Annotated in this window: 31 protein-coding genes; 18 read left to right on the forward strand and 13 right to left on the reverse strand. The window is 60.1% G+C overall.

The features are described 5' to 3' along the window. Positions 1 to 118 precede the first annotated feature (118 nt). The 4 genes from rnd to PSH90_RS06660 all read left to right on the forward strand — a co-directional run bounded on the left by rnd (position 119) and on the right by PSH90_RS06660 (position 3,282). Complete coding sequence (gene rnd, locus PSH90_RS06645) at positions 119 to 1,252, forward strand: ribonuclease D (RefSeq protein WP_305382398.1); 1,134 nt, start codon at positions 119 to 121, stop codon at positions 1,250 to 1,252. After that, on the forward strand, positions 1,249 to 1,542 hold the full coding sequence (locus PSH90_RS06650) for a YcgL domain-containing protein (RefSeq protein ID WP_041478850.1): 294 nt from the start codon (positions 1,249 to 1,251) through the stop codon (positions 1,540 to 1,542). Before rnd ends, PSH90_RS06650 begins: the two co-directional genes overlap by 4 nt. Positions 1,543 to 1,647: 105 nt before the next feature. Further along, entirely contained in the window at positions 1,648 to 2,580 is a 933-nt protein-coding gene (locus PSH90_RS06655; protein ID WP_305382399.1) for a D-2-hydroxyacid dehydrogenase, read from the forward strand. 252 nt (positions 2,581 to 2,832) lie between these two features. Then, on the forward strand, positions 2,833 to 3,282 hold the full coding sequence (locus PSH90_RS06660; protein ID WP_016771232.1) for a YcgN family cysteine cluster protein: 450 nt from the start codon (positions 2,833 to 2,835) through the stop codon (positions 3,280 to 3,282). 121 nt (positions 3,283 to 3,403) lie between these two features. On the opposite strand, the gene PSH90_RS06665 is transcribed toward PSH90_RS06660, so the two are convergent. From PSH90_RS06665 to PSH90_RS06680, 4 genes are all read right to left on the reverse strand, one after another. After that, positions 3,404 to 3,781: a DUF2892 domain-containing protein gene (locus PSH90_RS06665; protein ID WP_252877654.1), complete on the reverse strand. Its 378-nt coding sequence runs from the start codon at positions 3,779 to 3,781 to the stop codon at positions 3,404 to 3,406. A gap of 81 nt (positions 3,782 to 3,862) precedes the next feature. Beyond that, positions 3,863 to 4,333: an RNA methyltransferase gene (locus tag PSH90_RS06670; protein WP_007911337.1), complete on the reverse strand. Its 471-nt coding sequence runs from the start codon at positions 4,331 to 4,333 to the stop codon at positions 3,863 to 3,865. 182 nt (positions 4,334 to 4,515) lie between these two features. Next, positions 4,516 to 4,887, reverse strand: coding sequence for a YajD family HNH nuclease (locus PSH90_RS06675; RefSeq protein ID WP_003222612.1), 372 nt, complete (start codon positions 4,885 to 4,887; stop codon positions 4,516 to 4,518). A 47-nt stretch (positions 4,888 to 4,934) separates the two neighbouring features. After that, positions 4,935 to 5,621: a spermidine synthase gene (locus PSH90_RS06680; protein WP_056783581.1), complete on the reverse strand. Its 687-nt coding sequence runs from the start codon at positions 5,619 to 5,621 to the stop codon at positions 4,935 to 4,937. Positions 5,622 to 5,701: 80 nt separating this feature from the next. Between PSH90_RS06680 and PSH90_RS06685 the strand changes: the two genes are divergently transcribed. Further along, positions 5,702 to 5,986, forward strand: a complete 285-nt coding sequence (locus PSH90_RS06685) for a hypothetical protein (protein WP_016771228.1) — start codon at positions 5,702 to 5,704, stop codon at positions 5,984 to 5,986. Here the strand turns inward: PSH90_RS06685 and PSH90_RS06690 are convergent. Both PSH90_RS06690 and PSH90_RS06695 read right to left on the reverse strand, forming a co-directional pair. Beyond that, entirely contained in the window at positions 5,983 to 6,456 is a 474-nt protein-coding gene (locus PSH90_RS06690) for a cyclic nucleotide-binding domain-containing protein (protein WP_016771227.1), read from the reverse strand. The two genes, PSH90_RS06685 and PSH90_RS06690, sit on opposite strands and share 4 nt — an antisense overlap. A gap of 200 nt (positions 6,457 to 6,656) precedes the next feature. Beyond that, the gene (locus PSH90_RS06695; RefSeq protein ID WP_305382401.1) at positions 6,657 to 8,711 is read right to left on the reverse strand and encodes a S9 family peptidase; all 2,055 of its coding nucleotides are present in this window, start codon (positions 8,709 to 8,711) and stop codon (positions 6,657 to 6,659) included. 236 nt (positions 8,712 to 8,947) lie between these two features. Between PSH90_RS06695 and PSH90_RS06700 the strand changes: the two genes are divergently transcribed. Genes PSH90_RS06700 through PSH90_RS06710 form a run of 3 tightly spaced genes read left to right on the forward strand, consistent with a single transcriptional unit; the run spans position 8,948 to position 10,792 of the window. Next, positions 8,948 to 9,445, forward strand: coding sequence for a hypothetical protein (locus PSH90_RS06700; protein WP_041478845.1), 498 nt, complete (start codon positions 8,948 to 8,950; stop codon positions 9,443 to 9,445). A gap of 15 nt (positions 9,446 to 9,460) precedes the next feature. Next, complete coding sequence (locus tag PSH90_RS06705; RefSeq protein WP_041478844.1) at positions 9,461 to 10,237, forward strand: class II glutamine amidotransferase; 777 nt, start codon at positions 9,461 to 9,463, stop codon at positions 10,235 to 10,237. 12 nt (positions 10,238 to 10,249) lie between these two features. Further along, a complete protein-coding gene (locus tag PSH90_RS06710) occupies positions 10,250 to 10,792 on the forward strand; it encodes a DUF2937 family protein (RefSeq protein ID WP_024012023.1) in 543 nt (180 codons plus the stop codon). Positions 10,793 to 11,077: 285 nt separating this feature from the next. Here PSH90_RS06710 and PSH90_RS06715 read toward each other — a convergent pair whose 3' ends face one another. Next, a complete protein-coding gene (locus PSH90_RS06715; protein WP_305382402.1) occupies positions 11,078 to 11,992 on the reverse strand; it encodes a LysR family transcriptional regulator in 915 nt (304 codons plus the stop codon). Positions 11,993 to 12,151: 159 nt separating this feature from the next. Here PSH90_RS06715 and PSH90_RS06720 point away from each other — a divergent pair, with 159 nt between their 5' ends. The 5 genes from PSH90_RS06720 to PSH90_RS06740 all read left to right on the forward strand — a co-directional run bounded on the left by PSH90_RS06720 (position 12,152) and on the right by PSH90_RS06740 (position 16,517). Further along, positions 12,152 to 13,438 carry an MFS transporter gene (locus PSH90_RS06720; protein ID WP_016771221.1) on the forward strand — a complete coding sequence of 429 codons (1,287 nt, stop codon included), beginning with the start codon at positions 12,152 to 12,154 and terminating at the stop codon, positions 13,436 to 13,438. A gap of 62 nt (positions 13,439 to 13,500) precedes the next feature. Next, positions 13,501 to 14,253, forward strand: a complete 753-nt coding sequence (locus PSH90_RS06725) for a 5-oxoprolinase subunit PxpA (RefSeq protein ID WP_305382403.1) — start codon at positions 13,501 to 13,503, stop codon at positions 14,251 to 14,253. After that, positions 14,250 to 14,954, forward strand: coding sequence for a 5-oxoprolinase subunit PxpB (gene pxpB / locus PSH90_RS06730; protein ID WP_305382404.1), 705 nt, complete (start codon positions 14,250 to 14,252; stop codon positions 14,952 to 14,954). Before PSH90_RS06725 ends, pxpB begins: the two co-directional genes overlap by 4 nt. Beyond that, positions 14,951 to 15,868: a biotin-dependent carboxyltransferase family protein gene (locus PSH90_RS06735; RefSeq protein ID WP_305382405.1), complete on the forward strand. Its 918-nt coding sequence runs from the start codon at positions 14,951 to 14,953 to the stop codon at positions 15,866 to 15,868. The genes pxpB and PSH90_RS06735 overlap by 4 nt, the downstream gene beginning before the upstream one ends. Positions 15,869 to 15,986: 118 nt before the next feature. Further along, entirely contained in the window at positions 15,987 to 16,517 is a 531-nt protein-coding gene (locus tag PSH90_RS06740) for a hypothetical protein (RefSeq protein WP_305382406.1), read from the forward strand. Positions 16,518 to 16,560: 43 nt separating this feature from the next. On the opposite strand, the gene PSH90_RS06745 is transcribed toward PSH90_RS06740, so the two are convergent. Both PSH90_RS06745 and PSH90_RS06750 read right to left on the reverse strand, forming a co-directional pair. Then, positions 16,561 to 17,739: a VWA domain-containing protein gene (locus PSH90_RS06745; protein WP_016771218.1), complete on the reverse strand. Its 1,179-nt coding sequence runs from the start codon at positions 17,737 to 17,739 to the stop codon at positions 16,561 to 16,563. A gap of 12 nt (positions 17,740 to 17,751) precedes the next feature. Next, a complete protein-coding gene (locus PSH90_RS06750; RefSeq protein ID WP_007911294.1) occupies positions 17,752 to 18,597 on the reverse strand; it encodes a MoxR family ATPase in 846 nt (281 codons plus the stop codon). 198 nt (positions 18,598 to 18,795) lie between these two features. On the opposite strand from PSH90_RS06750, the gene PSH90_RS06755 reads away from it, so the two are divergent. Further along, the gene (locus tag PSH90_RS06755; protein WP_305382407.1) at positions 18,796 to 19,026 is read left to right on the forward strand and encodes a DUF4160 domain-containing protein; all 231 of its coding nucleotides are present in this window, start codon (positions 18,796 to 18,798) and stop codon (positions 19,024 to 19,026) included. Further along, on the forward strand, positions 19,014 to 19,511 hold the full coding sequence (locus PSH90_RS06760; protein ID WP_305382409.1) for a helix-turn-helix domain-containing protein: 498 nt from the start codon (positions 19,014 to 19,016) through the stop codon (positions 19,509 to 19,511). Before PSH90_RS06755 ends, PSH90_RS06760 begins: the two co-directional genes overlap by 13 nt. Here the strand turns inward: PSH90_RS06760 and PSH90_RS06765 are convergent. Continuing rightward, the gene (locus PSH90_RS06765) at positions 19,508 to 20,584 is read right to left on the reverse strand and encodes a DUF748 domain-containing protein (protein WP_056783605.1); all 1,077 of its coding nucleotides are present in this window, start codon (positions 20,582 to 20,584) and stop codon (positions 19,508 to 19,510) included. The two genes, PSH90_RS06760 and PSH90_RS06765, sit on opposite strands and share 4 nt — an antisense overlap. Before the next feature lie 141 nt (positions 20,585 to 20,725). On the opposite strand from PSH90_RS06765, the gene cysK reads away from it, so the two are divergent. Together cysK and PSH90_RS06775 are read left to right on the forward strand one after the other, a co-directional pair. Beyond that, positions 20,726 to 21,700, forward strand: coding sequence for a cysteine synthase A (gene cysK, locus PSH90_RS06770; protein ID WP_041478837.1), 975 nt, complete (start codon positions 20,726 to 20,728; stop codon positions 21,698 to 21,700). 184 nt (positions 21,701 to 21,884) lie between these two features. Continuing rightward, entirely contained in the window at positions 21,885 to 22,823 is a 939-nt protein-coding gene (locus PSH90_RS06775) for an aspartyl/asparaginyl beta-hydroxylase domain-containing protein (protein ID WP_041478836.1), read from the forward strand. Between the two features lie 46 nt (positions 22,824 to 22,869). Here PSH90_RS06775 and PSH90_RS06780 read toward each other — a convergent pair whose 3' ends face one another. Both PSH90_RS06780 and PSH90_RS06785 read right to left on the reverse strand, forming a co-directional pair. Then, entirely contained in the window at positions 22,870 to 23,046 is a 177-nt protein-coding gene (locus PSH90_RS06780; protein ID WP_191622380.1) for a hypothetical protein, read from the reverse strand. Positions 23,047 to 23,089: 43 nt separating this feature from the next. Beyond that, positions 23,090 to 23,626, reverse strand: a complete 537-nt coding sequence (locus PSH90_RS06785) for a hypothetical protein (RefSeq protein WP_056783608.1) — start codon at positions 23,624 to 23,626, stop codon at positions 23,090 to 23,092. Between the two features lie 446 nt (positions 23,627 to 24,072). On the opposite strand from PSH90_RS06785, the gene PSH90_RS06790 reads away from it, so the two are divergent. Beyond that, positions 24,073 to 24,936, forward strand: coding sequence for a DMT family transporter (locus PSH90_RS06790; protein WP_095180660.1), 864 nt, complete (start codon positions 24,073 to 24,075; stop codon positions 24,934 to 24,936). Positions 24,937 to 25,049: 113 nt separating this feature from the next. On the opposite strand, the gene PSH90_RS06795 is transcribed toward PSH90_RS06790, so the two are convergent. After that, a complete protein-coding gene (locus PSH90_RS06795; protein WP_236167958.1) occupies positions 25,050 to 25,958 on the reverse strand; it encodes a DMT family transporter in 909 nt (302 codons plus the stop codon). Between the last annotated feature and the right edge of the window lie 154 nt (positions 25,959 to 26,112).

A 26,112-nucleotide genomic window follows, 5' to 3' on the forward strand; every position in this document is an offset into this window, starting at 1 on the left:
TGCTGTCAGACTATTCTTGCTGACAGGCAAGACATTTCCTTACAGCTCTTGCCCTTCAAAGGCGCGTAAATCGTCGGTGGCGATATATACTGCGCGCCATTCTTCAAGGGAGAGCCGTGTGGCTATCGATATTCACTGGATTCGCGACAACGAAAGCCTCGCGCAGTTTTGCGCCGAGTGGCAGCAGCTGCCGTTCGTTGCCCTCGACACCGAATTCATGCGGGTCGACACCTTCTATCCGATTGCCGGCCTGTTGCAGATCGGCGACGGCAAACGCGCCTACCTGATCGACCCGCTGACCATCAACGCCTGGCAACCGCTGGCCGAGTTGCTGGAAAACCCGGCGGTGCTGAAAGTCCTGCACGCCTGCAGCGAAGACCTCGAAGTACTGTTGCGCCTGACCGGCAGCCTGCCGGCGCCTCTGTTCGACACGCAACTGGCCGCCGCTTACCTGAACCTCGGCTTTTCGATGGGCTACTCGCGTCTGGTGCAGGAGGTGCTCGGCATCGACCTGCCAAAGGGCGAAACCCGTTCCGACTGGTTGCAGCGCCCGCTGTCCGAAACCCAGATCAGCTATGCCGCCGAAGATGCCGTGCATCTGGCCGAGGTGTTCGTCGAGTTGCGGCCCAAGCTGTCCGACGACAAGTTCGCCTGGGTGCTGGAGGATGGCGCCGAACTGGTCGCCAACCTGCGCCGCGAAACTGATCCTTACGAGGTGTATCGCGAGGCGAAACTGGCGTGGAAGTTGTCCCGTGCACAACTCGCCGTGCTGCGTGAGCTGTGCGCCTGGCGCGAAAAAGAAGCCCGCGCCCGCGACCTGCCGCGCAACCGCATCGTCCGTGAACACTCGCTGTGGCCCTTGGCCCGCACGCAGCCGGATAACCTCGCGGCGCTGGGCAAGATTGAAGACATGCACCCGCGTACCGTACGTCAGGACGGTCAGTTTCTGCTTGATCTGATCAAGCGCTCTGGCAGTGTGGGGCCAGATCAATGGCCGCCGGCAGTGCCGGAGCCGTTGCCGATCGAAGCCGCTGCGCTGATCAAGCAACTGCGCGCGCTGGGTCAGGCCGAGGCCGAACGCCTGGGTATTGCCCCGGAACTGATGCTGCGCAAGAAAACCCTCGAAGCCCTGGTCAAAAGCGGCTTCCCCGAGGGGCCTTACCAATTGCCCGATTCGCTGCGTGGCTGGCGCCGCGAATTGCTCGGCCAGAAGCTGCTCGACAGCCTGGCCACCGCCGGAGAACAGCATTGAAACGTATTTGCTCCATCTACCAAAGCTCCAAGCGCAGCGGCATGTATCTCTACGTGCTCAAGAGCGATGCGCTCGAGCGCGTGCCGGAAGCGCTGATGACGGCTTTTGGCAAAGCGAAGCATTCCTTCGATCTGGTGCTGTCGCCCGAGCGCAAGCTGGCCAGCGAAGACATCACCGTGGTTCTGGAAAACCTCGACAAGCAGGGCTATCACCTGCAAATGCCACCGGCCGAGGACGAGTACATCGAGCACTTGCCCGAAGAGTTGCTGCGACGCAACGACCCGGTCTGACCCGCGAGGCCCTGTTCTGGGCCTCGGTTAACCCTGGAACTGTTTTTACCGCGATGGCCGGCCCGACCCCGGCGGCTGTCTGCACGGTTTGCGAAAGGTTTGAAGATGCGCGTTCTGATTGCCGAACACGACTACGCGATATACGCCCGCCTGCTGCGTCAGGCGCTGCCCGAGCTTGAAATCCTGACCAGCGGCGACTCCGCCGAACTGGCGCGTCAGGCCGCCGATTGCCCGGTGTGGCTGGGCCAGCCGGATCTGCTGGCGACCTTGCTGCGCCAGGGCCATCAACCGCAATGGCTGCAATCGACCTGGGCCGGCATCACGCCGCTGCTCGCCGACGGCCTGCGCCGCGACTATCGCCTGACCCGCGCCGTGGGAATCTTCGGTCAGGTCATGGCCGAATATGTTTTGACCTACATCCTCGGCCACGAGCGCGAAGTGCTGGCGCGGCTGGTCAGCCAGGTCGAGCGCAAGTGGGACAACCGCAGCGGCCAGAGTCTGGTCGGGCGCAAGGTGCTGATCGTTGGCACCGGTGACATCGGCCAGAGCGTTGCGCAGTTTCTGCGGCCGTTCGGCGTCGAGCTGTACGGCATCGCCAGCAGTGCCCGCGAACAGGCACCATTTGTCGAAGTCGGCGCGCTGGCCGATCTTCCGCGTCTGGTGGGCGAAGTGGATTACGTGGTCAATCTGCTGCCGAACACCGAACACACCCACGATATCTACGACGCGGCGTTGTTCAAGCAATTCAAACCGACCGGACTGTTCATCAACGCTGGACGCGGTGTGGCAGTGGTCGATGCCGATCTGGTTGAAGCTTTGAAGGAAGGGCATCTGGCCGGCGCGGTGATCGACGTCTGCCGTCAGGAACCATTGCCGCAACGCCATCCATTCTGGACCGCGTGGGGCTTGCTCCTGACCGGGCACAGCTCGGCACCGACCTCGCCGGCGCTGATGGTGGATTTGTTTGTGCAGAACCTCAAGGCGTACGAGGCGGGTGAGGCGTTGAGTGGGGAAGTGGATTTCACCCGCGGTTATTGATCCAGCGCCGATCATCGTGGGAGCGAGCCCGCTCGCGAAGAGGGCGTGTCAGTCGACAACAGCGTGCCTGACACAGCGCTTTCGCGAGCAGGCTCGCTCCCACATTGGTTTCAAAGGGTAGTCACCAGGTTGCTCAGTGGGCGGCGCTGGCGCTGACAAGCGGATTTACCGGCAGTCGCCAGCGCTTGGCCCCCGCGCCCGCTGGCACTAGACTGGCGGCCTTTTCACCACCTTGATGTTGATGCTTGAGCCATGGCCGCCATAGTCGAACCGTTCTGGAAACGCAAAACCCTCGATCAACTCGATCACGAGGAATGGGAATCGCTGTGCGACGGCTGCGGTCTGTGCTGCCTGCAAAAGCTCGAGGACGAAGAAGACAACAGCGTCTATTACACGCGCATCGCCTGCAAACTGCTGGATCTGAAAACCTGCCAGTGCAGCGATTATCCGAACCGGATCAAGTTTGTCCCTGACTGCATTCAGCTCACGCCGGGTCAGGCGGAGGAATTCAAGTGGCTGCCGCCGACCTGTGGTTATCGTCTGGTCAGCGAGGGCAAGGATCTGCCGTTATGGCATCACCTGGTGTGTGGCGACCGCGACGCGGTGCACCATGAGCGGATTTCCCAGTCCGGGCGCATGCTCGCCGAAGGCAGCGTGCCGGAGGATGACTGGGAAGATCATCTGATTTTTCGCGCGGGTTGATGAGGTGGTGAGTTGTTGAACCCGTAAAAATCAAAAGATCGTAGCCTTCGGCAGCTCCTACAATGGAAAACGTGATTCCGTGTAGGAGCTGCCGCAGGCTGCGATCTTTTGCTTTAAAGCCTCAGACGCCGGCCTTCGGCGAGGTCAGCGAATCATTGCCGGTGACGGTCGCCGTTTCCGTGGCCACTTCGGCATTGGTCTTCAACTTGCTCAGTTCTTCCCCGGCGCGTTCGATCTTCGCCCGCACGTTGCTCATGTCCTGACGGCCTTTTTCCAACAGGCTTTTCGCCGAGCAGTGTCCGGTGATGCCACGGGCTACGGCCATGCCGCCGAGCGCCACTTGCAGCAGGCCGAATACGCCGCCACGGCGCAGGCCCTTGCCGACCATCAGCACGCCGCCGGTCAACGAGCCGACGCGCTCCCAGCCATGCACATTCTTGTGCGAAGGCGACTGGAACGGGGTGGATTCGATGCGTTCTACGCGTTTGAGCTCGCTCATGATCTATCTCCAGGCAGGGTGCGATTGATAGATAAGCTGACTGCCGGGGCCGTCAGCTTGTTCCATCGAATGTGCGACGCTTCAGCGGAATTTCGGCCCGGAGCGCGTGTTCAGGCCCTTGGCCATGCGGTCGTAGAGCACGACGTTGACCGTGGCGGCGAGATTCATGCAGCCAGTGGTGGGGATGTACACGACGTCTTCGCACCAGTCGCGAATCTCTTTATCCAGCGAGCCGTCTTCCGGGCCGAAGATGTAGAGGGCGCGGTCGGGGTGGGTGTATTCCGGCAGCGGCCGTGCGCCTTCGACCAGCTCTACCGCGACGGGCACGCAGTTGAGCGGAAGGATTTTTTTCAGGTCGTCGATGCCGATCAACGGGATGTCGTAGTGCACGCGCTTGGTGTCGGTGACGAAATCGGCCGCGCGTTCATAACGCTTGCCGGTGTAGAACACCGACGCCACGCCGTAACAGCCTGCGGCGCGCATCACCGAACCGACGTTCTCCGGTGATTTGGGGTTATACAAACCAATGCAGCTGTACCGTTTGTCTGCCACGAGCGGGGTGCCTTCGGGAAAAAGAGGGCGATTATACGGGGATTGGGGGAGGGCGGGCAGATTCGAGATTTGTGGTGCCTGGCCGGCCGCCTTCGCGAGCAGGCTCGCTCCCACAGGGGAACGCATTTCAACTGTGGGAGCGAGCCTGCTCGCGAAAGGGCCAGCTCAGGCGATGAAGATCTTCAATCTTCTTTTTTCATCAAGCCAGCCAGGGCCGCAAACGGGTTATGCGTGGCCTTGGCGATCTTCGGTGTGCTCAGCGAGCCGTCGCCGAAATACTGCTGATCGGTGTAACGCGAGTGCTCGTTGTCGTGGCAATACAGGCACAACAGCTCCCAGTTCGAGCCGTCCTGCGGGTTGTTGTCGTGGTTGTGGTCACGGTGATGCACAGTCAGTTCGCTCAGGCGCTTGCCGGAAAACTCACGGGCGCAGCGGCCGCAGACGTGTGGGTACATCTTCAGGGCTTTGTCGCGGTAGCCCATTTCCTTGTCGCGCTGGTTGTCGGCGAGGATGCGGTCCAGCTTCGACGTGTTGGTGGGGGTGGACGAACTCATGGGTTCACCTTTGCAGAAAGACTGATGACGGTTATGCGCAGTTTAGCTCAGCCCTTGAGCTTCTCGGCAATCCAGATCGTGTGACGGGTGCCCTTGTTGCCGTGGGCGAAGACCTGGACTTCTTCGGCTTTGAAACCGGCCTTCTTCAATTTGTCGGAAAACTGTCGGTCGGCGCTGGCCGACCATACCGCGAGCACACCTTTGGGGCGCAGCGCCTTGGCGCAGGCATTCAGACCTGCGGCGGAATACAGCCAGCTGTTGGCCTTTTGAGTCAGGCCTTCGGGGCCGTTGTCTACGTCAAGCATGATCGCATCGAAACCGTTCGGCTCGCTTTGCAGCACATTGGCCACATCTTCCTGACGGATCACCGTGCGCGGGTCGAGCAATGGCCGACCGGACTTCTCCCCGAGCGGGCCGCGATTCCACTCGACTACGCCGGGCACCAGCTCAGCGACCACCACTTCGGCGGACTTGCCCAGGTGCTTGAGTGCCGAGGCGAGGGTGAAACCCATACCCAGGCCACCGATCAACACCCGCGAATTCGACCGGCCGGCGACCTTGCGGCAGGGAATTTCTGCCAGTGCGTCCTCGGAACCGTGCATGCGCGTGTTCATCAACTGTCCGCCGTCGCCGCCCTGGATCTTGATGACGAAATCCTCGCCATACTCGAACAGGCACAGGGCACCGCCGTTTTCAGGGATCGGGGTGGTGTCGAGCAGAACGAAACGTTTCATGGAAATCTCTAAAGGGGGGAAGGCAAGCAGGCGCGTTGGGAGTAGCCTGAGCACAGACTAAAGGCCAAACGGAGCCCTTGATGAAGCGCACCATTCTAACGGTCATTACCCTGGCCGCGCTCGCGATTACTGCAGTGCAGGCCCAGCAGAGCGTTCCGGTCAGCCCAACGCCGCAACCCGGTTCGCCCGGCACCGCGACGCCGACGCCGTATCCGCAGATCACCCCGATCACCCTGCCCAAGTCGGGCGCCGGCAGCGGCAGCCCGCCGCTGGTACCGATCGAAATGCCCAGCCCGCCGAGCAAGGATCAACCGGTGCCGGGCATCGAGCCGAACGGCAACAAGGTCAAATCCCCCGGCGGCTAAACCTGTTGCGCGGCGAGTTGGCCGTCGGCCATGCGCAGGCGTTTGGACAGCGAGACGGCGAGGGCGCGGATGATCTTCGCGGCGATTTTCGGTGCGTCGTTGAGCATTTTCTCCAGCGAATCCTTGCCCAGGTTGAGCAACTGACAGTTGCTCGCCGCGATACACGTGGCCGAACGACGTTCGCCATCAAGCACGGCCATTTCACCGAAGGCCCGGCCGCTGCGCAGGGTGGCCATGGTGATGACCTGGCCGTCAGCGCCGGTTTTCTGCACGGCGACCTGGCCGGTGTGGATGATGCACATGAAACTGCCGGCATCGCCCTCGCGAAAAATCGCCTCGCCTTCAGCCACGGTGCTGATGCTGAAATAGCCGGAAGCGGCCGCGAAGTCGGCCAGCTGCAATTGATCGAACAGGCCACAGTCCATCAGCCAGTCGCGGATTTCGTTGTTCAGGAAGGTCGGTTCGGACATGTCGATGCGGTCTTTTGTTTTCACATTTCAAGGGTTACACCCATTCCCTGTGGGAGCGAGCCTGCTCGCGAAAGCGGTTCGTCTGTCACCGATGAGGTGAGTGACAGAGCGCATTCGCGAGCAGGCTCGCTCCCACAGAAAGATCCGGTGTATCGGCCTGCGCGGTCTGCTGTTAAGACCCAAGCCACCCTCAGAGTTCCTCAGGCAATCTGCAAAACCTTGAACACAAATGCATATTCGAGCGCTACGTCACGTAATCCCTGATAGCGCCCGCTCATACCGCCATGCCCGGCGCCCAGTTCGGTCTTGAGCAGCAGCACATTGTCGTCGGTCTTGGTTGCGCGCAATTTTGCTACCCACTTGGCCGCTTCCCAGTACTGCACGCGGCTGTCGTTGTAGCCGGCGATCACCAGCAGTGGCGGATAAGCCTGCGCGGTGACGTTTTCGTACGGTGCGTAAGCCTTGATCCGATCATAGACGTCCGGTTCTTGCGGGTTGCCCCATTCGTCGTATTCGGTGACGGTCAGCGGCAGATCGGGGTCGAGCATGGTGTTGAGCACGTCGACGAACGGCACTTCGGCAATCGCCACGCCGAACAGGTCCGGGCGCTGATTGAGTACCGCGCCGATCAGCAGGCCACCGGCGCTGCCGCCGCTGATCGCCAGTTTTTCCGCCGTGGTGATGCCGTTGAGGATCAGAAACTCAGCGCAAGCGATGAAGTCGCTGAAGGTGTTGTGTTTGTGTTCCTGCTTGCCGGCGCGATACCAGGCTTCGCCCAGCTCGCCGCCGCCGCGTACGTGGGCAATGGCGAAGGCCATGCCGCGATCGAGCAGGCTCAGGCGGGCGTGAGAAAACCACGGATCGAGGCTGGAGCCGTAAGCGCCATAACCATACAGATACAGCGGCACCGGTTTACCGACCATTTCGCGCTTCATCACCAGACTGATCGGCACCTGCGTGCCGTCCGGGGCGGTGGCCCACAGGCGTTGGCTGACATAGGCGTCGGCATCAAATTGGCCGAGTACCGGGGTTTCCTTGAGCACCGTTTGCTCGCCGCTGGCAAGAATCAACTGGCGCACCTGGGCCGGGCGATTCAATGCTTCGTAGCGCAAGCGAATGCGGTCGCTCTCGAATTCCAAGCTGTTTTGCACGTGGAGGCTGTAGGCCGCATCGGGCAATTGCACGCGATACGGCGCCGAGCCCTGCGGGTGAACCTCGATGATCGGCAGGCCACCTTCGCGCAGACTCAAAGTCATCGCCTCGGTGTTGAGGCTGACACCGTCGAGCATCACTTCTTCGTTGTGCGGGATCAGGTTCTGCCAGTCGGCCTCGCTCGGCGGCACGCCAGTGTCCGGGGCCTGATACAGGGCGAAGTTGATGCCGTCGCGGTTGGTACGGATAAACCATGTCCAGACGCCATCGAGCAGGCCGTGGTCGACGTCGTATTCGTGATCTTCGACCCGTGGCGCCAGGCAGCTGAACGGCAGGTGCGGTTGGTTGGCGTCCAGCGCCCAGACTTCACTGGTGGTCTTGCTGCCCAGCGACAGCAGCAATTGCTGTTCGGAGCTGGCGCGGTAGCAATGCAGGAAGAAACGCCCGTCCGGCTCGTGAAAAACCTCTTCGGCGGCAGTGCCATCAAGGCGATAGCGGAACAGTTTGTGCGGGCGATGGGTGTCGTCGAGCACGCCGAAGAACAGGGTCAGGCTGTCGTTGGCCCAGGTCATGCTGCCGTCGCAGTCCTCGAATTCCAGTTCGCTGACCTTGTCGTTGGACAGCTCCTTGACGAACATCGTGTAGATCTCATCGCCCGAGGCATCAACGCTGTAGGCCAGGCGCTGGTGATCGGGGCTGATGCTGAAAGCGCCGAGCGAGAAGAAACCGCCATTGGCCAGCGCATTCGGGTCGAGCAGCAATTGTTCGCGGCTTTCATCGAGGGTCAGGCTGTCGTCCGCCGGACGCGGGCAGCGGTAGTGCCGGGCGTATTCGTCACCGGCGGTGGTGCGCGTGTAATACAGGTAGGGGCCCCAGGGCGAGGGCAGGGACAGGTCGGTTTCCAGAATCCTGCCCTTGATCTCATTGAACAGGTTTTCGCGCAGCTCGGCCTGATCGGCGATCTGCGCCTCTTGATAAGCGTTTTCAGCCTTGAGGTAGTCGAGCACCGCGTCGGTATCGCGTTCCTGCAGCCAGGCATACGGGTCGGCGCCGGGCGCCCGGTGGGCAATCGGGGCAGTCATGACATTGGCGGATTGGGGCATGGAAGGCTCTCGGACAATATTCGGAATTGGGTTTTTCGCAGGTCTTGAAAGCGCCGCAGCCCGTGTGGGAGCGAGCCTGCTCGCGAAAGCGGTGTGTCAGGCAACGCTGTTGCAACTGACAGTCCGTATTCGCGAGCAGGCTCGCTCCCACAGGGGCGGCTGCTGGCCGTCTGGTATTGGGACAAGCCGCATGGGCGAAAAGTCGTTACTATAAGCGCCTATTTGCCTGCCTTGCCATGGACACCATGACCGAGAACGACTATCTGATCGCCTGGGGCCTTTACGCCTTTGCCGCCGTGGGCTGCCTGCTGGTATGGATGCGCCTGACCACCTGGATGTGGCGTTGGCTGCGCGAGCCGCTGCGTGTGCTGATGGCGGTGTTGCTGTTCAGCCCGACCATCGTCGATCCGGTGAAAGCCAAAGTTGCACCGGCTATCGCCATCACCGCCCTGGACATGCTGTTCAAGGTCGGCAACAACGCCTGGCGCGCGGTTTCCGATCTGTTCATGTACGGCATGATCGCCTTCGGGGTGTATCTGGTTTTCGTCTTGATCCGCCTGCCGATCGAGCGTGCCTCGGCAGCACGGCGTGAACGCGCCGAGGCCGCCAAGGCTGCGGCCCGTGCCGAAGAGCGCGACGATGATCAACCGTTCGGCGGCGCCGGTGACGACCGCTACGGTCGCCCGCCGGTGCCGAACAATCCGCAGCGCATGCGGGTCGAGCCGCGTCTGTAACCCGAGAGTCCGCACATGTGTGAATTACTGGGCATGAGTGCCAACGTGCCGACCGACATCGTGTTCAGCTTCACCGGCCTGATGCAACGCGGCGGCCGTACCGGCCCGCACCGCGACGGCTGGGGCATTGCCTTCTACGAAGGGCGGGGCCTGCGGCTGTTTCAGGACCCGGCAGCGAGCAGCGAGTCGGAAGTTGCCAACCTGGTGCAGCGTTATCCGATCAAGAGCGAAGTGGTCATCGGCCATATTCGCCAGGCCAACGTCGGCAAGGTCTGCCTGTCCAACACCCACCCGTTCGTCCGCGAACTGTGGGGGCGCAACTGGTGTTTCGCGCACAACGGCCAGCTCGCTGACTTCACTGCGATCAAGAGTTTCTACCGACCGGTCGGCGATACCGACAGCGAAGCGGCGTTCTGCGATTTGCTCAACCGGGTACGCGCAGCCTTCCCCGAGCCGGTCGATATCGAAGTGCTGCTGCCGGATCTGGTCGCAGCGTGCGCCGAATATCGCAGCAAAGGCGTGTTCAATTGCCTGCTCAGCGACGGTGACTGGCTGTTCTGTTATTGCTCGACCAAACTCGCCCAGATCACCCGCCGCGCCCCGTTTGGCCCGGCGCGGCTCAAGGATGTCGATGTGATCGTCGACTTCCAGGCCGAAACCACGCCCAACGACGTGGTCACGGTGATTGCCACCGAGCCTTTGACCGAAAACGAAACCTGGACCCGTTACGAACCGGGCCAATGGAGCCTGTGGCGACGCGGCGAATGCGTCAGCCAGGGCAAGACCGAATAAGGATTTGCATCCATGTTGCTCAGTTATCTACGGCTGGTGTTGTTTGCGGCGGGCCTGTTGATCGGTGTCCAGGTGCCGGGGTTCATCAACGATTACGCCCAGCGTGTCGAAGCGCACCTGATCGAAGCGCAGACCGGTCTGCGTGGTTTCCAGGGCACGGCGGATCAGTTTTTCAAAGGCGATATGCAGGCGCTGGTCGCACATTACCGTGCCAGCGAAGACCCGATTTTTCGCAGCGATGCCGACAGCCTGAACACCTTGCTCACCCGCCAGGTCGCGCTGGACAAGCAATTCCAGGCGATGCAAGGCCCGTGGTATGTGCGCTTCCTGCAAGTGGTGCTGGCCGCCGATCCGGATATTCGCAAGGAAACCTGGAACGGCTACAGCTACCAGATCCTGCTGACGCCAGAGGCGATGATCTGGGGCATGAGCGGCGCGTTGCTGCTGTCGTTCGGCGTCGAATGCCTGTTCCGCCTGATCGACTGGGTCGTCCTCGGCGGCCGCCGCCTGCGCCAGAGCCGGCCGATCGAAGATCGCGATGTGCGCGGTTTGTAAGACTTGCACAATCCCCTCTGGCAAGAGAGGCCTTATGGCATGGGGGATTCTGTGGTGAGTGGGCTCTGGGGTGAGTGGGTTCTGTGGTGAATGGGCTATGGGGGGAGTGGGTTCTGTGGCGAATGAGTTCCGTGGCGAGTGGGTTCTGTGATGAATGAGTTCTGTGGCGAGGGGATTTATCCCCGTTGGGCTGCGCAGCAGCCCCAAAACCTGCACTGAAAGACCGCGTTGGCCGCAATCACGACTGCTGCGCAGCCGAGCGGGGATAAATCCCCTCGCCACTAATCATTCAGTGAGGGTGATGCAGTCCTTGCCGACCTTGTGCGCATACCCCGCCAGGACCTGCTGACACAACGTCACGATCTCTTCGACCCACTCAACCCCGACCCGCCACGACACCACCACCGGCAGATTCGCCGGCCGCTGCTCGATGTCGAGCAAGATCAATTCGCCCCGTGCCAGCTCCTCGGTCACCAGCACCGGCGGCAGCGCGCCGATACCGAAGCCATCGCGCAACAACCGGGTGATCGCCGACACCGAGTTCACGCAATTCAAGCGTGGCGCCATGACGCCGCTGGCCTGCATCAGCGCGACGATATCCTGATGCGGTCGTGAGTTTTTCGAGTAGGTGATGATCCGCTCCTGCGCCAGTTCGGCGAGGTCGGCGTAGTCGCGGTTGTAGATCGAATTGCTGGCGACGATCCAGCCCAGCGGATGGCTCGCCAGCTCGAGGCTGCGCACGCTTTCGTGACGGACCAGATCGGTTTGCAGAACCAGATCAAGGAAGCCTTTTTGCAGTTGATCGCAGAGGTTCAGCGCGGTATCCGCGACCAATTCGATTTCCACCCGTGGGTACAGATCGGTCATCTGCGCCACCAGCGGGCTCAGCCAGGTATGGATCACTGTGTCCATCACGCCGATACGCACCCGGCCGACCTTGCTCGAACGGGTCTCGATCGACTGCTTCAGCGCCGCCATGGTGTCGAGCATCTGCTCGGCATAGTCGAGCACTTTCAGGCCTTCCGGGGTCAGGCTGACGCCGCGTGAGTCGCGCAAAAACAGCTTTATGCCCAGCTCGCCTTCGAGCACCGCAATGCGGCTGGAAATCGATGCCTGGGTGGTGAACAGCTTGTCAGCGGTCAGGCGAAAACTCTTCAGGCGCGCGACCCAGACAAAGGTCTCGAGAAACTTCAGATTCATGGACAAGGCTCGATTGACAAATTTTTCTTATGCCTAAGGCGGGTTTTTATTCGTTGGACGGCGCAGGGCAGGGCGACGAAAAATCGGCGCATCCGGTTCCCACGATAGGCGTCGTCGGAGCTTCGAACAAGACCAATAAAAGCCCTGCGGAGATTTGCCATGAGTGCTCCCGATACCCTCCCGTTATCCAAGCCTGCGGCGCGCCCCGGGCCGTTCGACTGGTACCGCAACATCAACCAGCAGGAGCGCCGCACGTTCTGGAGCTGCAAGATCGGCTACGGTCTGGACGGTATGGACACGCAAATGCTCAGCTTCGTCGTGCCGACGCTGATCGCGATGTGGGGCATCACCACGGGCGAAGCGGGGCTGATTCACACCAGCACCCTGATCGCCTCGGCCATCGGCGGTTGGGTCGCCGGGATTCTCTCCGACCGCATCGGCCGTGTGCGCACCCTGCAACTGACGGTGCTGTGGTTCGCCTTCTTCACCTTCCTCTGCGGCTTCGCGCAAAACTACGAACAATTGTTGATCGCGCGCACGTTGATGGGCTTCGGTTTCGGCGGTGAATGGACCGCTGGCGCAGTGTTGATCGGTGAAGTGATCCGCGCCAAGGATCGCGGCAAAGCGGTGGGCATGGTGCAATCCGGCTGGGCGCTGGGTTGGGGCCTGACGGCGATTCTGTACGCGCTGCTGTTTTCGGTGTTGCCAGCGGAAGATGCCTGGCGCGCGCTGTTCATCCTCGGCATCGTGCCGGCGATATTCGTGATTTTTGTCCGTCGCCTGGTGAAAGATCCGGAGATATATCGCGAAGCCAAAGCCGCGCAAACTCCGGAAAACCCGGCGAAGTTCTACGAGATCTTCGCACCGGGAATGCTCTTCACCACGTTTCGCGCTTCCTTGCTGACCACCGGTGCGCTGGGCGGCTACTACGCGATTACCTCCTGGCTGCCGACCTTCCTCAAAAACGAGCGCGGTCTGAGCGTGCTCGGCACCGGTGGTTATCTGGCGATGGTGATCGTCGGTTCCTATGTCGGTTATGTGATCAGCGCGTATCTGACCGACCTGCTGGGGCGGAAAAAGAACTTCATTTTGTTTGCCGTCGGCTCGTTTACTATCGTTCTGCTCTACACGCAGATGCCGGTCAGCAATGGGGTGATGCTCTGGCTGGGCTTTCCGCTGGGCTTCTTCGCCTCGGGGATTTTCAGCGGCATGGGCGCGTTTCTCACCGAATTGTTCCCTACGCGGATTCGCGGCTCGGGCCAGGGTTTCTGCTACAACATCGGCCGCGCACTGGCGGCGTTGTTCCCGCTGTTGATCGGCCTGCTCAGCCAGAAAGTGCCATTGAGCATGGGCATCGGCGCCTTCGCGGCGGTCTCCTATGGCGTGGTGATTCTGGCGGCGCTGAGCCTGCCGGAAACCCGTGGCAAGCAACTCGACGCGCAGTAACTGATACCCTGCGCAGAAGTCTCCTACAGATAAAAAGACCAGCAGCTACAGGAGTGTTCACCGTGAGCCGCCTGCTATTGAATTGCGACATTGGCGAGAGCTTCGGCAGCTGGACCATGGGTCTGGACGCCGAAGTCATGCCCTTCATCGATTGCGCCAACGTTGCCTGTGGTTTCCATGCTGGCGACCCGAGCATCATGCGCAAAACCGTGGCGCTGGCGCTCAAGCACGGCGTGCAGATTGGCGCGCACCCGGCCTATCAGGATCTGGTCGGATTCGGCCGACGTTCCATGGCCTATTCCGCGCAAGAGCTGCAAGACATCCTGCATTACCAGATCGGTGCCCTCGACGGCATCTGCAAGGCGCAGGGCGGGCGCGTGAGCTACGTCAAACCCCACGGCGCGATGTACAACGACATGATGGCCAACCCTGCGCAGTTGCGCGCGGTGGTGCAGGCCGTGGCCGCTTATGATCGCAATCTGCCGCTGATGTTGATGGCGACCCGAGACAACGCTGCGGGGCAGCAAATTGGCGATGAATACGGCGTAACGCTGTGGTTTGAAGCGTTCGCCGACCGTGCCTACGACAGCGCCGGCCGGCTGGTCTCCCGGCAATTGCCGGGCGCCGTGCATCACGATGCCGAAAAAATCGTCGAGCAAGCGCTGACCATCGCCAATGGCGGCGCGCTCACCGCCAGCGATGGCAGCGCTTTGAACCTGCGCGCCAATACCTTGTGCGTCCACGGCGACAACGCCAGTTCCGTGGCCGCCGTGCAGCGCATTCGCCAGGCCTTGCAGCAGTCGAGTGCGTCATGAACCCACGGATTGAAGTGGTGGCGCTCGACTGCCTGATGCTGCGTCTGTTCGATGAAATCGCCGAAGCCAACATGCCGTGGCTGCTCGCCGCCAGCGAGCGTTTGCGCACGGTGTTTGGCGCCCGGCTGATCGATCTGGTGCCGTCCTACACGACGTTGATGGTGCATTACGACCTGACGCTGTTGAGTCCTGCTCAGGCGCGTGACTTGATCGCCGAAGCGCTGGTCGATCTGACGCCGAATGCGCGCCGTGCCGGGCAGCGCCACGTCTTGCCGGTCTGGTACGACTTGAGTGTCGGCCCGGAACTGAGCCTGCTGGCTGAACGCAGCGGTCTCGCGGTGGAGGAGGTGATTCGTCGCCACAGCGCACGGGAATATCAGGTGTTCGCGCTGGGCTTTGCGCCGGGTTTTGCCTTCATGGGTCTGGTCGAAGAAATGCTCGCCGCGCCGCGCTTGAGCACGCCGCGCAAGAAAGTCGCCGCTGGCAGCGTCGGTATCGCCGAGCGGCAGACCGCTGCCTATCCGGTGGTCTCGCCCGGTGGCTGGAACCTGATCGGGCGCACCCCGGCGCAACTGTTTGATCGCCATCGCGACGGCTACAGCCTGATGCAACCGGGCGACACGGTGCGCTTCGAAGCCGTCGATCACGCCGAATTCATACGCTTGGGCGGCGATGACACACCACTGGAGGCGTTGGCATGAGTCGATTGACGATCGAAGCCAGCACACCGCTGTGCCTGTTGCAGGATGCCGGGCGGTTTGGCGTGCGGCATCTGGGCGTGACTCAAGGCGGCGCGGCGGATTGGTGTTCGATGAGCTGGGCCAATTGGCTGCTCGGCAATGAGCTGGATGCAGCAGTGGTTGAAATCACCCTCGGCGGGTTTGCTGTTGTGGCTGAAGAGGATTGCCTGCTGGCGCTGGCGGGAGCGGATCTCGGCGCGCAGATCGACGGCCAGCCGCTGGCGCCGTGGCGCAGTTTCAAATTGGCGAAAGGCCAGACATTGCGATTTACCCAGCCGTTGCTTGGCGCTAGAGCTTATCTGGCGGCCCCCGGTGGGTTTACTGCGCCTAAGGTGCTGGGCAGCATTGCCACGGTGGTGCGCGAAGAATTGGGCGGGCTTGATGGCATGGGCCTTCCGCTCGCCAAAGGGGCGGTGCTCGGTTACAGCGGCGAAGCGTTGGCAGTACGGGAAATGCCTTCGGCGCTGCGGCCGGATTTCAAAACGCACGCGCCTTTGGACTTGGTGCTCGGCGCACAGATCGGCCAGTTCAGCGGGCAGAGCCTGTTCGATGTCTTCAACAGCGCCTGGACCATCGACAGTCGCGCCGACCGCATGGGCATCCGCCTGCTCGGCTCGGCGTTGCAATATCAGGGCGCGCCGATGATTTCAGAGGGCATTCCCTTGGGCGCTGTGCAGGTACCGCCCGATGGCCAACCGATCGTGTTGCTCAATGATCGCCAGACCATTGGCGGTTACCCGCGCCTGGGCGCTTTGACGCCGCTGGCGCTGGCCAGGCTGGCGCAATGTCTGCCAGGGGCAACGGTGCGATTCATTCCGGTAATGCAGGAGCAAGCCTGGAAAACGCATCAGAACTATCTGAGGTCCTACGCGTAACGTGCATGGTTTCGTACCCAAAACCGAGACGCTTCCTGGCAGCTAAGTACGTCGCCTTACAGTCGTGACTGTGAGCATATGAAACGATTGCCCTTCATCTCTCACAAGGAAGTTACAGATGCGTTATATGAAAGTCAGTGCCCAAACCAGCGCGGAAGGTGCCGTGAGCGTCGTCGAGTTCCATGATCGCGCCAGAGCTGATGTGGTCTACAAGGCCAGAGTCGATCGTTTTGGTAGTCTGCAACGGGTAGACGCCGGTGACGCCGATAGCGAAGCAATGACAGACCCGATCGAAAAATTTCTGTCTACCGCCAATTCCGATATCCGGCGCATGTTTGTCAGGCACCTTCAAACCGGACAGAACGGCGCCTGTATGGAGCTGATTGCCGAGGGCAGGGTTGCGCAAGGTCCGGCTACCGGTGTGCGGTTTCGCTTCTTTGATGCGCAAGGTCAGATGCAAGAGGAACTGCTGACAAGGCCGGAAACCCGGCAGGAAAAGGCCAACCGTTTACAGCGCGAAGCTCAGCAGCGCAATGAAATCGTGCGGCAGGCGAAACAACGCGGCGTGTCTCCTCCGCCTGTTTGCGAAACGGATGACCGAGCCTTCATGGACAGACTTTGCGTGGCCTACATCAAATCGGGCTGGTAATTCTTTGATCATTCCCGCGCTCAGCGTGGGAATGATCAGGCGGTCATTTGGACAAGAACCGCATCCCTTCTTCAAGCCCGCGCAGCGTCAGCGGATACATCTGATCCTCGATCAGATCGCGGACGATGTTGGTCGACGAGGTATAGCCCCACGTGTCCTTCGGATACGGGTTGATCCAGATAAGCTTCTTGTATTTTTCCATGAAGCGCTGCATCCACACGTAACCCGGCTCTTCGTTCCAGTGCTCGACGCTGCCACCGGCCTGGGTGATTTCATAAGGCGCCATGGCGGCGTCACCGATAAAGATCACTTTGTAGTCGGCGCCGTATTTATGCAGCAGATCCTGGGTCGAGGTGCGTTCGGAAGTGCGGCGCATGTTGTTCTTCCACACTGATTCATAAATGAAGTTGTGGAAGTAGAAATACTCAAGATGCTTGAACTCGGTCTTGCAGGCCGAGAACAATTCCTCGCAGATCTTTACGTGCGCGTCCATCGAGCCGCCGATGTCGAACAACAGCAGCAGCTTCACCGTGTTGCGCCGTTCCGGGCGCATCTGGATGTTCAGCAGGCCGGCATCCTTGGCGGTGTGGTCGATGGTGCCGTCGATGTCGAGTTCTTCCGCCGCACCCTGACGGGCGAACTTGCGCAGACGACGCAGGGCGACCTTGATGTTGCGCGTGCCCAGTTCCACCGAATCGTCGAGGTTCTTGTACTCGCGCTGATCCCAGACCTTGACCGCTTTGCCCTGACGCTTGCCGGCATCGCCAACGCGGATGCCTTCCGGGTTGAAACCGCCGGAACCGAACGGGCTGGTGCCGCCGGTGCCGATCCACTTGTTGCCGCCGGCGTGACGTTCCTTCTGTTCTTCCAGACGCTTCTTGAATTCCTCGATGAGCTTGTCCAGCCCGCCAAGGGACTGGATCTGCGCGCGTTCTTCGTCGCTCAGCGAACGCTCGAATTCCTTGCGCAGCCAGTCTTCGGGAATCAGCGCCTGCAAGTGATCGTCGAGTTTCTCCAGGCCATTGAAGTAGGCACCGAACGCGCGGTCGAACTTGTCGAAATGGCGCTCGTCCTTCACCAGAATCGCCCGCGACAAGTAGTAGAACTCGTCCATGTCGGCGAAGGTCACGCGCTGTTTCAGCGCGTTGATCAGGTCGAGCAGCTCGCGTACCGACACCGGCACCTTGGCTGCACGCATTTCGTTGAACAGGTTGAGCAACATGGCAGCAGCCTCTTAGCGGGTGCCGCGCCGGCTCATGAACGCCAGGCGCTCAAGCAGTTGCACGTCCTGTTCGTTTTTCACCAGTGCGCCTGCCAGCGGCGGAATGGCTTTGGTCGGATCGCGCTCGCGCAGCACCGCTTCGCCGATGTTGTCGGCCATCAGCAGTTTCAGCCAGTCGACCAGCTCGGACGTCGAAGGCTTTTTCTTCAGGCCCGGTACCTTGCGCACGTCGAAGAACACGTCGAGCGCTTCGCTGACCAGGTCCTTTTTGATGTCCGGGTAGTGCACGTCGACGATTTTCTGCAGGGTAGTGCGGTCGGGGAAGGCGATGTAGTGGAAGAAGCAGCGGCGCAGGAAGGCGTCCGGCAGCTCTTTCTCGTTGTTGGAAGTAATGATGATGATCGGGCGCTTCTTGGCCTTGATGGTCTCGTCGATCTCGTAAACGTAGAACTCCATCTTGTCGAGTTCTTGCAACAGGTCGTTGGGGAACTCGATGTCGGCCTTGTCGATTTCGTCGATCAGCAGAATCACCCGCTCTTCGGACTCGAAGGCTTCCCAGAGCTTGCCTTTCTTCAAGTAGTTGCGCACGTCGTGGACTTTTTCATTGCCCAGCTGCGAGTCGCGCAAACGGCTGACCGCGTCGTACTCGTACAGACCCTGATGGGCCTTGGTGGTGGACTTGATGTGCCAGGTGATCAGCTTGGCCCCGAACGACTCGGCCAGTTGCTCGGCGAGCATGGTCTTGCCGGTGCCCGGCTCACCCTTGACCAGCAGCGGCCGTTCCAGGGTGATGGCGGCGTTGACCGCCAGCTTCAGGTCATCGGTGGCGACGTAGGCCTGGGTGCCTTCGAACTTCATCTGCAAATCCTCGAACGGTAACGCTGACCTTGCGGGCAGGGCGGGGCGAATAATCGGATGCCCGACTATAACGCGCACGCCGGTCGAATGTGAACGCAGACGGCTTATTCAGTCTCTGAATGGAGCGTCACATGTTGACTCAGTCTCGGCGGATGGCCAGTATTCCGGTATCGCCGATTTGGCGATAGCTTGTGATCCATGTCTACTAAATACCGATTTCGCGATAAATACCGCATACAACTGCGTGAGAAAGATCACCCACCGCCCCATGTCCACCTGACCGGTGGCGGCGTTGACGTGATACTCAGCCTGGAAACGATCGAAGTCATGATGGGTAAGGCCCCGCCGCTGATCGTCAAAGAAGCGTTGGCTTGGGTGGGCGCACATCAGGCGCAACTACTGAAGGAGTGGAAACGATGTTACCCATGAAACGGCCGCGTCTGCGATCTGCGCACGTCCTGTCGGATTTCAGGTTGGCGCTGACATTTATCAATGGTCAGGAACTGACAGTTGGTTTGGGGATGGATATTCATACTTATCCAGGTCTGCGGCCACTGCTTGATCGCGAAGTCTTTGCGACTGCCGTAGTCGGGGACGAGGGTTGGATCGTTGAATGGGTTGAACCCGACGTACAGATCGGTGCAGACACCTTGTATATGGATGCGCTAGCGCAAAATGCCCAGGATGAGAACACGCGCATTTTTATCGATTGGCGCGCCCGTACCGGACTTTCTCTCAATGATGCGGCCGAAGCGCTCGGTGTGAGCGCTCGCAGCATCAGCCGTTACAGCAATGGGCGTGAAGCAGTGCCACGTTCTTTGGCCTTGGCCTGCCTGGGCTGGGATTCGCTGCAACAGCGTTCATCGATAGCGGCCGAAGACACAGGTCGATATGTCGTCAACCGCAAAAATTAACCCTCATCCGGCTTCGGCCGCTCATATCGCGCATTGAATGCCTGGATGAAGCCATTGCGCAAAATCTGCAAAAACGCTTCGAAGGCGTTGACGTTCTGCTGGTGAACATTGCCGCTGAGTTCGACGCGAGTGGCGAACTGGTTTTTGTTCTGGTTTTTCAGCACGGTCTCGGTGCCGCCGACCAGCGCTTCCCAGATTGAGCGGAACAGGCCTTTGTTCTTGTTCTCGACGTCCTGCTGCCAGTTGAAAACGTCGACGTCGCGCAGCAGGGGTTTGATGTAGCCGGTGAGTCGGGCTTTCTCCGCTTTCGCTTCGATAACCACGTCGCCGTGGCCGGCGTTGAAGTCGAACTTGCCGTAGGCGGCGGCGAAGTCGTTCATGCGTTTGAGCTCGATGTCGCGAGCGCGCAGACGGAATTCAAAGTCTTCGAAGTTGCTCAGCGGATCGAAGGTGGCGGTGGTTTCCAATGGCGCGTGGCCCAGCAGCAAGGCCTTGCCTTCAAAGCGGGCGTCGCGTTTGCCTTCCTTGTCGACCACATTGGTGAGGTTGTAGATGCTGGCGTTGACGTTGCTGGCGTTCATGTTCACCGGCGGCTTGGAATTGAAGTTGCGGAAGGTGATACGGCCGTCGTTGATCTGCACTTCATCGAGGGTGATCGGCAGCAGCTTGCCCAATTGTTCACGCCAGTCGGTGCCCTGACCGGTTTGCGAGTTCTGCTTGTTGGGGCCGCCGTCGACGAAGTTGATTTCGGGGTTGAGAAATTGCACCTGCGCGACCACGGCATGGTCGTACCACAACGAATGCCAGCTCACCGACAGGTCGATCAACGGCGCATCGACGAACGGCACCGGGACCTTGCCGTCGACCTTGACGATTTTCAGGCCGTTGATTTTGTACGCACCACGCCACAGCGCGAGGTCGACGTCGGTGATCTGGCCACGGTAATCGCCCATGTCCGCGAGCTTGTCATTGAGGTAGTCGCGTACCAGATAGGGCAGGGCGAAATGCAGGGCGACCAGCAGCACCACGACACCCGCCAGGGTCCAGAGCGGCCAGCTGTAACGACGTTTCATGCCATTGTTCCTTCAAGAGTGTGGCTTGACGATTCAAAGCGATTGACTCCGCGCGTTTGCAGACGTTCGACCCGACTGGACTGTGATCGGCAACGGGCTTACCTTGGAAGGCTGAATTCAACGCTGCATAAGGACCCAGCCATGAGCCGTATTTACGCTGACAACGCCCATTCCATCGGTAATACGCCGCTGGTCCAGATCAACCGCATCGCGCCGCGCGGGGTTACGATTCTGGCCAAGATCGAGGGGCGCAATCCCGGTTACTCGGTCAAATGCCGAATCGGCGCCAACATGATCTGGGACGCCGAAGGCAGCGGCAAACTCAAGCCGGGCATGACCATTGTCGAGCCGACTTCCGGTAACACCGGTATCGGTCTGGCCTTTGTCGCCGCTGCGCGGGGCTACAAGTTGATGCTGACCATGCCGGCATCGATGAGCATCGAGCGCCGCAAGGTTCTTAAAGCCTTGGGCGCGGAACTGGTGTTGACCGAGCCGGCCAAGGGCATGAAAGGCGCCATCGAGAAAGCTGCGGAAATCGTCGCCAGCGATACCGATAAATATTTCATGCCGGCGCAATTCGATAATCCGGCCAACCCGGCGATTCACGAAAAGACCACCGGCCCGGAAATCTGGAACGACACCGACGGCGCCGTGGATGTGCTGGTGGCTGGCGTCGGCACCGGCGGAACCATTACCGGTGTCTCGCGGTATATCAAGAACACCGCCGGTAAACCGATTCTGTCGGTGGCTGTCGAGCCGGCGTCTTCGCCCGTCATCACCCAGGCTCTGGCCGGCGCCGAGATCAAGCCGAGCCCGCACAAGATTCAGGGCATTGGCGCCGGTTTTGTGCCGAAGAACCTTGATCTGTCGATGGTCGATCGTGTCGAACAGGTGACCGATGAAGAATCCAAGGCCATGGCTCTGCGCCTGATGCAGGAAGAGGGGATTTTGTGCGGCATTTCCTGCGGTGCTGCCATGGCGGTGGCGGTGCGTCTGGCGGAGAAACCAGAGATGCAGGGTAAAACCATCGTCGTGGTGCTGCCGGATTCGGGTGAGCGTTACCTGTCGAGCATGCTGTTCAGTGACCTGTTTACCGAGCAGGAGAACCAGCAGTAAGCCTGTTGATTCAGGTCAGCCGAGGTTCAGGTGCTGCATGTTAATAAAGGCTTTGTTGCGTAATGCTTAACACTGAATCTTGCGTCAGGCGGGTTTTTCCCGGAGCCGGTAGTGTTTATCATGGCCGGCTGCCATGCCGGGTAAAGGGCATTGCGCAGCGTTGTCTTTATTCAAGGAGTTGTTGATGACCGTTTCGTTTGCCGCCAAGGCGTTTGTGCTGTTGCTGTTTCTGGGCAGCACGCTCTATGTGCATTTGCGCGGCAAGGCGCGTTTGCCGGTATTGCGCCAGTTCGTCAACCACTCCGCGCTGTTCGCGCCCTACAACGCGTTGATGTACCTGTTTTCCGCAGTGCCATCCAGACCGTATCTGGATCGCAGCAAGTTTCCGGAACTGGATGTTCTGCGCGACAACTGGGAAACCATCCGCGACGAAGCCATGCACCTGTTCGACGAAGGCTACATTCGCGCTGCCGAAAAGAATAACGATGCCGGTTTCGGTTCGTTTTTCAAGAAAGGCTGGAAGCGTTTCTATCTGAAGTGGTACGACAAACCGTTGCCATCGGCCGAAGCACTGTGCCCGAAAACCGTGGCGCTGGTCAGCGCCATTCCCAACGTCAAGGGCGCGATGTTTGCGCTGCTGCCGGGCGGCAGTCACCTCAACCCGCACCGCGATCCGTTCGCCGGCTCGCTGCGCTATCACCTCGGTTTGTCGACGCCCAACTCCGATGATTGCCGGATCTTCGTCGACGGTCAGGTCTATGCCTGGCGCGACGGCGATGACGTGATGTTCGACGAGACCTACGTGCACTGGGTCAAGAATGAAACTGCTCAGACTCGAGTGATTCTGTTCTGTGACATCGAACGCCCGCTGAGCAACCGCCTGATGACCCGGATCAACCGCTTCATCAGCGGCTGGCTCGGCCGCGCCACCGCGCCGCAGAATCTTGATGACGAACGCGTTGGCGGCATCAACCAGGCTTATGCCTGGAGCAAGAACTTCAGCGACCGTTTCAGCGGCGTGGTCAAGCAGTGGAAGCGCCGCCATCCCAAGGCCTACAGGGTAATGCGCCCGGTGCTGGCGGTGCTGGTGCTGACGTTGCTGGGGTACTGGTTGTTTGGTTGAGGCTGGATCAGACAATAGAAAACCGCTGTTTGGGAGCGGTTTTTCATTAGCGGAAGGAAAAGGACGACCCGGCTAATGCGCCGCTTGGCTCTTCAACGGCTGGATTGACCAGTGCATTCCTGATGCGATGCATCTCGGTTTCAGATAATTCAACAGATGGCTGCTTTTTCTCCATCTTTCTGGATTTGAAGTTTGATGCTTTCTTTTCAACGACAGCTTTCATGGGATCTCCCACGTTGATCACTAAATGAGCAGGTGCTCAGATACTAGACTTGGTCAATACGCTTCACAAGACGGCCCTCAGAGTCGAATTCGAAACCCAGTTGACGGTATAGAGGTATAGCTCCCGAAAGAGGCTCCTGAATTTCGATTTGCTGGCTGCCGATGATACGTGCGAAATGAGTGACGGCAGTCAGGGCGAAGGTCGCTATGCGGCCCTTGAGCGGGTGTTCGTTTGGGTGCCCCTCAAGACGCACAATCTTGACTCTCAGTCGGCTTTGGTTCGGATTGGCGAAACAAAGTCCGCACAGTTCACGATCAAACCAGATTGCCAGATCGAAGCTCATTGGTTCTTTGGCTTTCCATCGGACAATTTCCTCCCAGCAGAAATGCGGATCGAGCCATTGCTCATAAGCTTTCATGGCGGACGCATCAATAGCCTCGAAGCGAACCTTGGAATAATCAACGTCAACAATTGCGCGCGCCTCGAGTTCGCTGTGTAGCTTCGCAAATGTAACTGCCGCCCGCTTCCTCGCCTCCGACCGATAAACCTGATACCGCAAATACGTCCGTTTCCTTGGCATATGATCTCTTGCATTCCATGTCTCCTGACAATCCGTTGCCACGCCAATAACCCTAACCACCCGGCGCCGCACTGTCGCTACCGGCCCATTGCCCAAGTCATTGCAATCTGTGTCCCGGGCTGGTTATAGTCAGCCCGCTTGAGCGCCATGCTCACGCCTTCATTTCCTCAATAAAGATCAGCATCCATGCCTGCATCCCTCATCAACGCGGTAGTCGATTCAGCGGTCAACGCTGGCGTCGTGCCGTGCGGGAATCGGCAGCCTGTGCAGATCAGTCATTACCCTCCACCTGTCAGTAGCACGCCGGTGTGCGCAGTCGTTTCGCCGCCGGGCGTTGGTGTTCGGGGCTGATCGGCAGTTTCTGCTGAACCCCGCGCCCGCCAGAAAAACCTACTGAATTTCAGCTTCGGCTGAGTTGGCTTCTTGCCTGACTACAGGTGGTATTCATGTTTGTCCTTTCGAAACAGTCCGCGCTCGCGGCGACGTCCACGAGCCTGTTCGTTCTGCTGTGGAGCAGCGGGGCGATTTTCTCTAAATGGGGCCTGGCCCATGCTTCGCCCTTTGCCTTTCTGCTGATTCGCTTCGCCATCGCCCTGTGCGGGCTGGTGTTGCTGGCGCCGCTGCTCAAACTCAAGTTGCCCAAGGGCGGCAAACCGATGCTGTTTGCGATCGCCACCGGCGTGGTGCTGTTGGGCGCCTATCAGATCTTTTATCTGCTGGCGCTGGACTGCAAAGTCACGCCGGGGGTGATGGCCACTCTGATGGGCGTTCAGCCGATTCTCACCGTGGTGCTGATGGAGCGCCAGCGTTCGGCGAGCCGCCTGTTCGGCCTGACGCTGGGGCTGACAGGGCTGATCATGGTGGTTTATCAGGGCATCGGTCTGGCCGGAATGTCCTGGGCTGGCATGTTGTTCGGTTTGCTGGCGCTGGCGAGCATGACGCTCGGCTCGATCATGCAAAAACGCATCACCGACAATCCGCTCGGTACGCTGCCAGTGCAGTACCTGGCCGGCCTGTTGCTGTGCGCGGTGTTCGTACCGTTCCAGCCGTTTCACTTCGAGCACAGCGCAGGCTTTATTGTCCCGGTGTTATGGATGGGCCTGGTGGTGTCGGTGCTGGCGACGCTGTTGCTGTATCGACTGATCGCGCGGGGCAATCTGGTGAATGTCACCAGCCTGTTCTATCTGGTGCCGGCGGTGACGGCAGTGATGGATTACCTGATTTTCGGTAATCGTCTGGCGGCGTTGAGTGTGCTGGGGATGCTGCTGATCATTGTTGGATTGGTATTTGTGTTCCGTAAAACCGGATAGCCGATAGGCAGGTGGCGCTTGTTGCGCCGCCTTTCGCGAGCAGGCTCGCTCCCACATTGGAATGTATTTTTCTGTGGGAGCGAGCCTGCTCGCGAATATCTGCGGCAGAAAATCTAACGGACTGACACTTTTGCAGGCCTCACCACCGCCGGCTTCAACACCAGCCACAACGCCGCCGCAATCAGCACCCCGCCATAAATGTGCGCCATCGACAACGGCTCATCCAGCAACAACGCCCCCCACAACACGCCGAACGGCGGGATCATGAAGGTCACGGTCATCGATTTCACCGGGCCGATCGAGCTGAGCAGGCGGAAATAGATGATGTAGGCAAACGCCGTGCAACCCAGGCCCAGGCCGAGCAGCGACAGCCAGACCTGCCAGCCGCCCCAGCTGACCGGCGGCGCAGTGATCACGCTGTAGGCGAACAGCGGCAGCAAAAACAACGTCGCCCCGAGCATGCTGCCCAGTGCCGACAAACGGCTGTCCAGCCCACCGGCCTGATCCAGCCAGCGCCGCGCGAGGAAACCGGCAAAGCCATAACAAGTGGTCGCCAGCAGGCACGCGACCGCGCCCATCAGCAGTTGCAGGTCGAAGGCCACGGGACCGGCGCGTGTCAGCACGCCGACGCCGAACAGGCCGAGGAACACACCGCCCAGCTTGGCAATCGTCAGTTTCTCGCTGAAGAACAAACCGCCAATCAACACGCCCATCAGCGGCGTCGTGGCGTTGAAGATCGCCGAATAGCCGGCCGGCAATACCTGGGCGGCAACCGAATACAGCGTCGCCGGAATCCCCGAGTTGATCACGCCCAGTAGCATCACGGTCTTCAGCTTGCCCTTGAAGTCCCAACTGATGCGCATCAGCCCAAGGATCACCAGCAGCCCGGCAGCCGCGATCGACACGCGAAAGAACCCGGTCGGGATCGTGCCGATCACCGGGGCAATGATGCGCATGAACAGAAAACTCGCGCCCCAGATAGCGGCCAGCGACAACATGCGGAAAATATCGACAGGGCTCACGGCGGGCTCCTTGCTTGATCGGGACGAGAGTGTTGCCGAGCGTCCGGATCATGGCAACCGCTATTCGGGCTTTTAATTCTGCCTTGGGATTAACCTGCGCGAGAAACACCGTCAACGGTCAGCGCTGTATCGGTTTTGGCAGAAATTGCGCTTT

Source organism: Pseudomonas sp. FP1762 (assembly GCF_030687105.1).
Classification (GTDB): Bacteria; Pseudomonadota; Gammaproteobacteria; order Pseudomonadales; family Pseudomonadaceae; genus Aquipseudomonas; species Aquipseudomonas siliginis.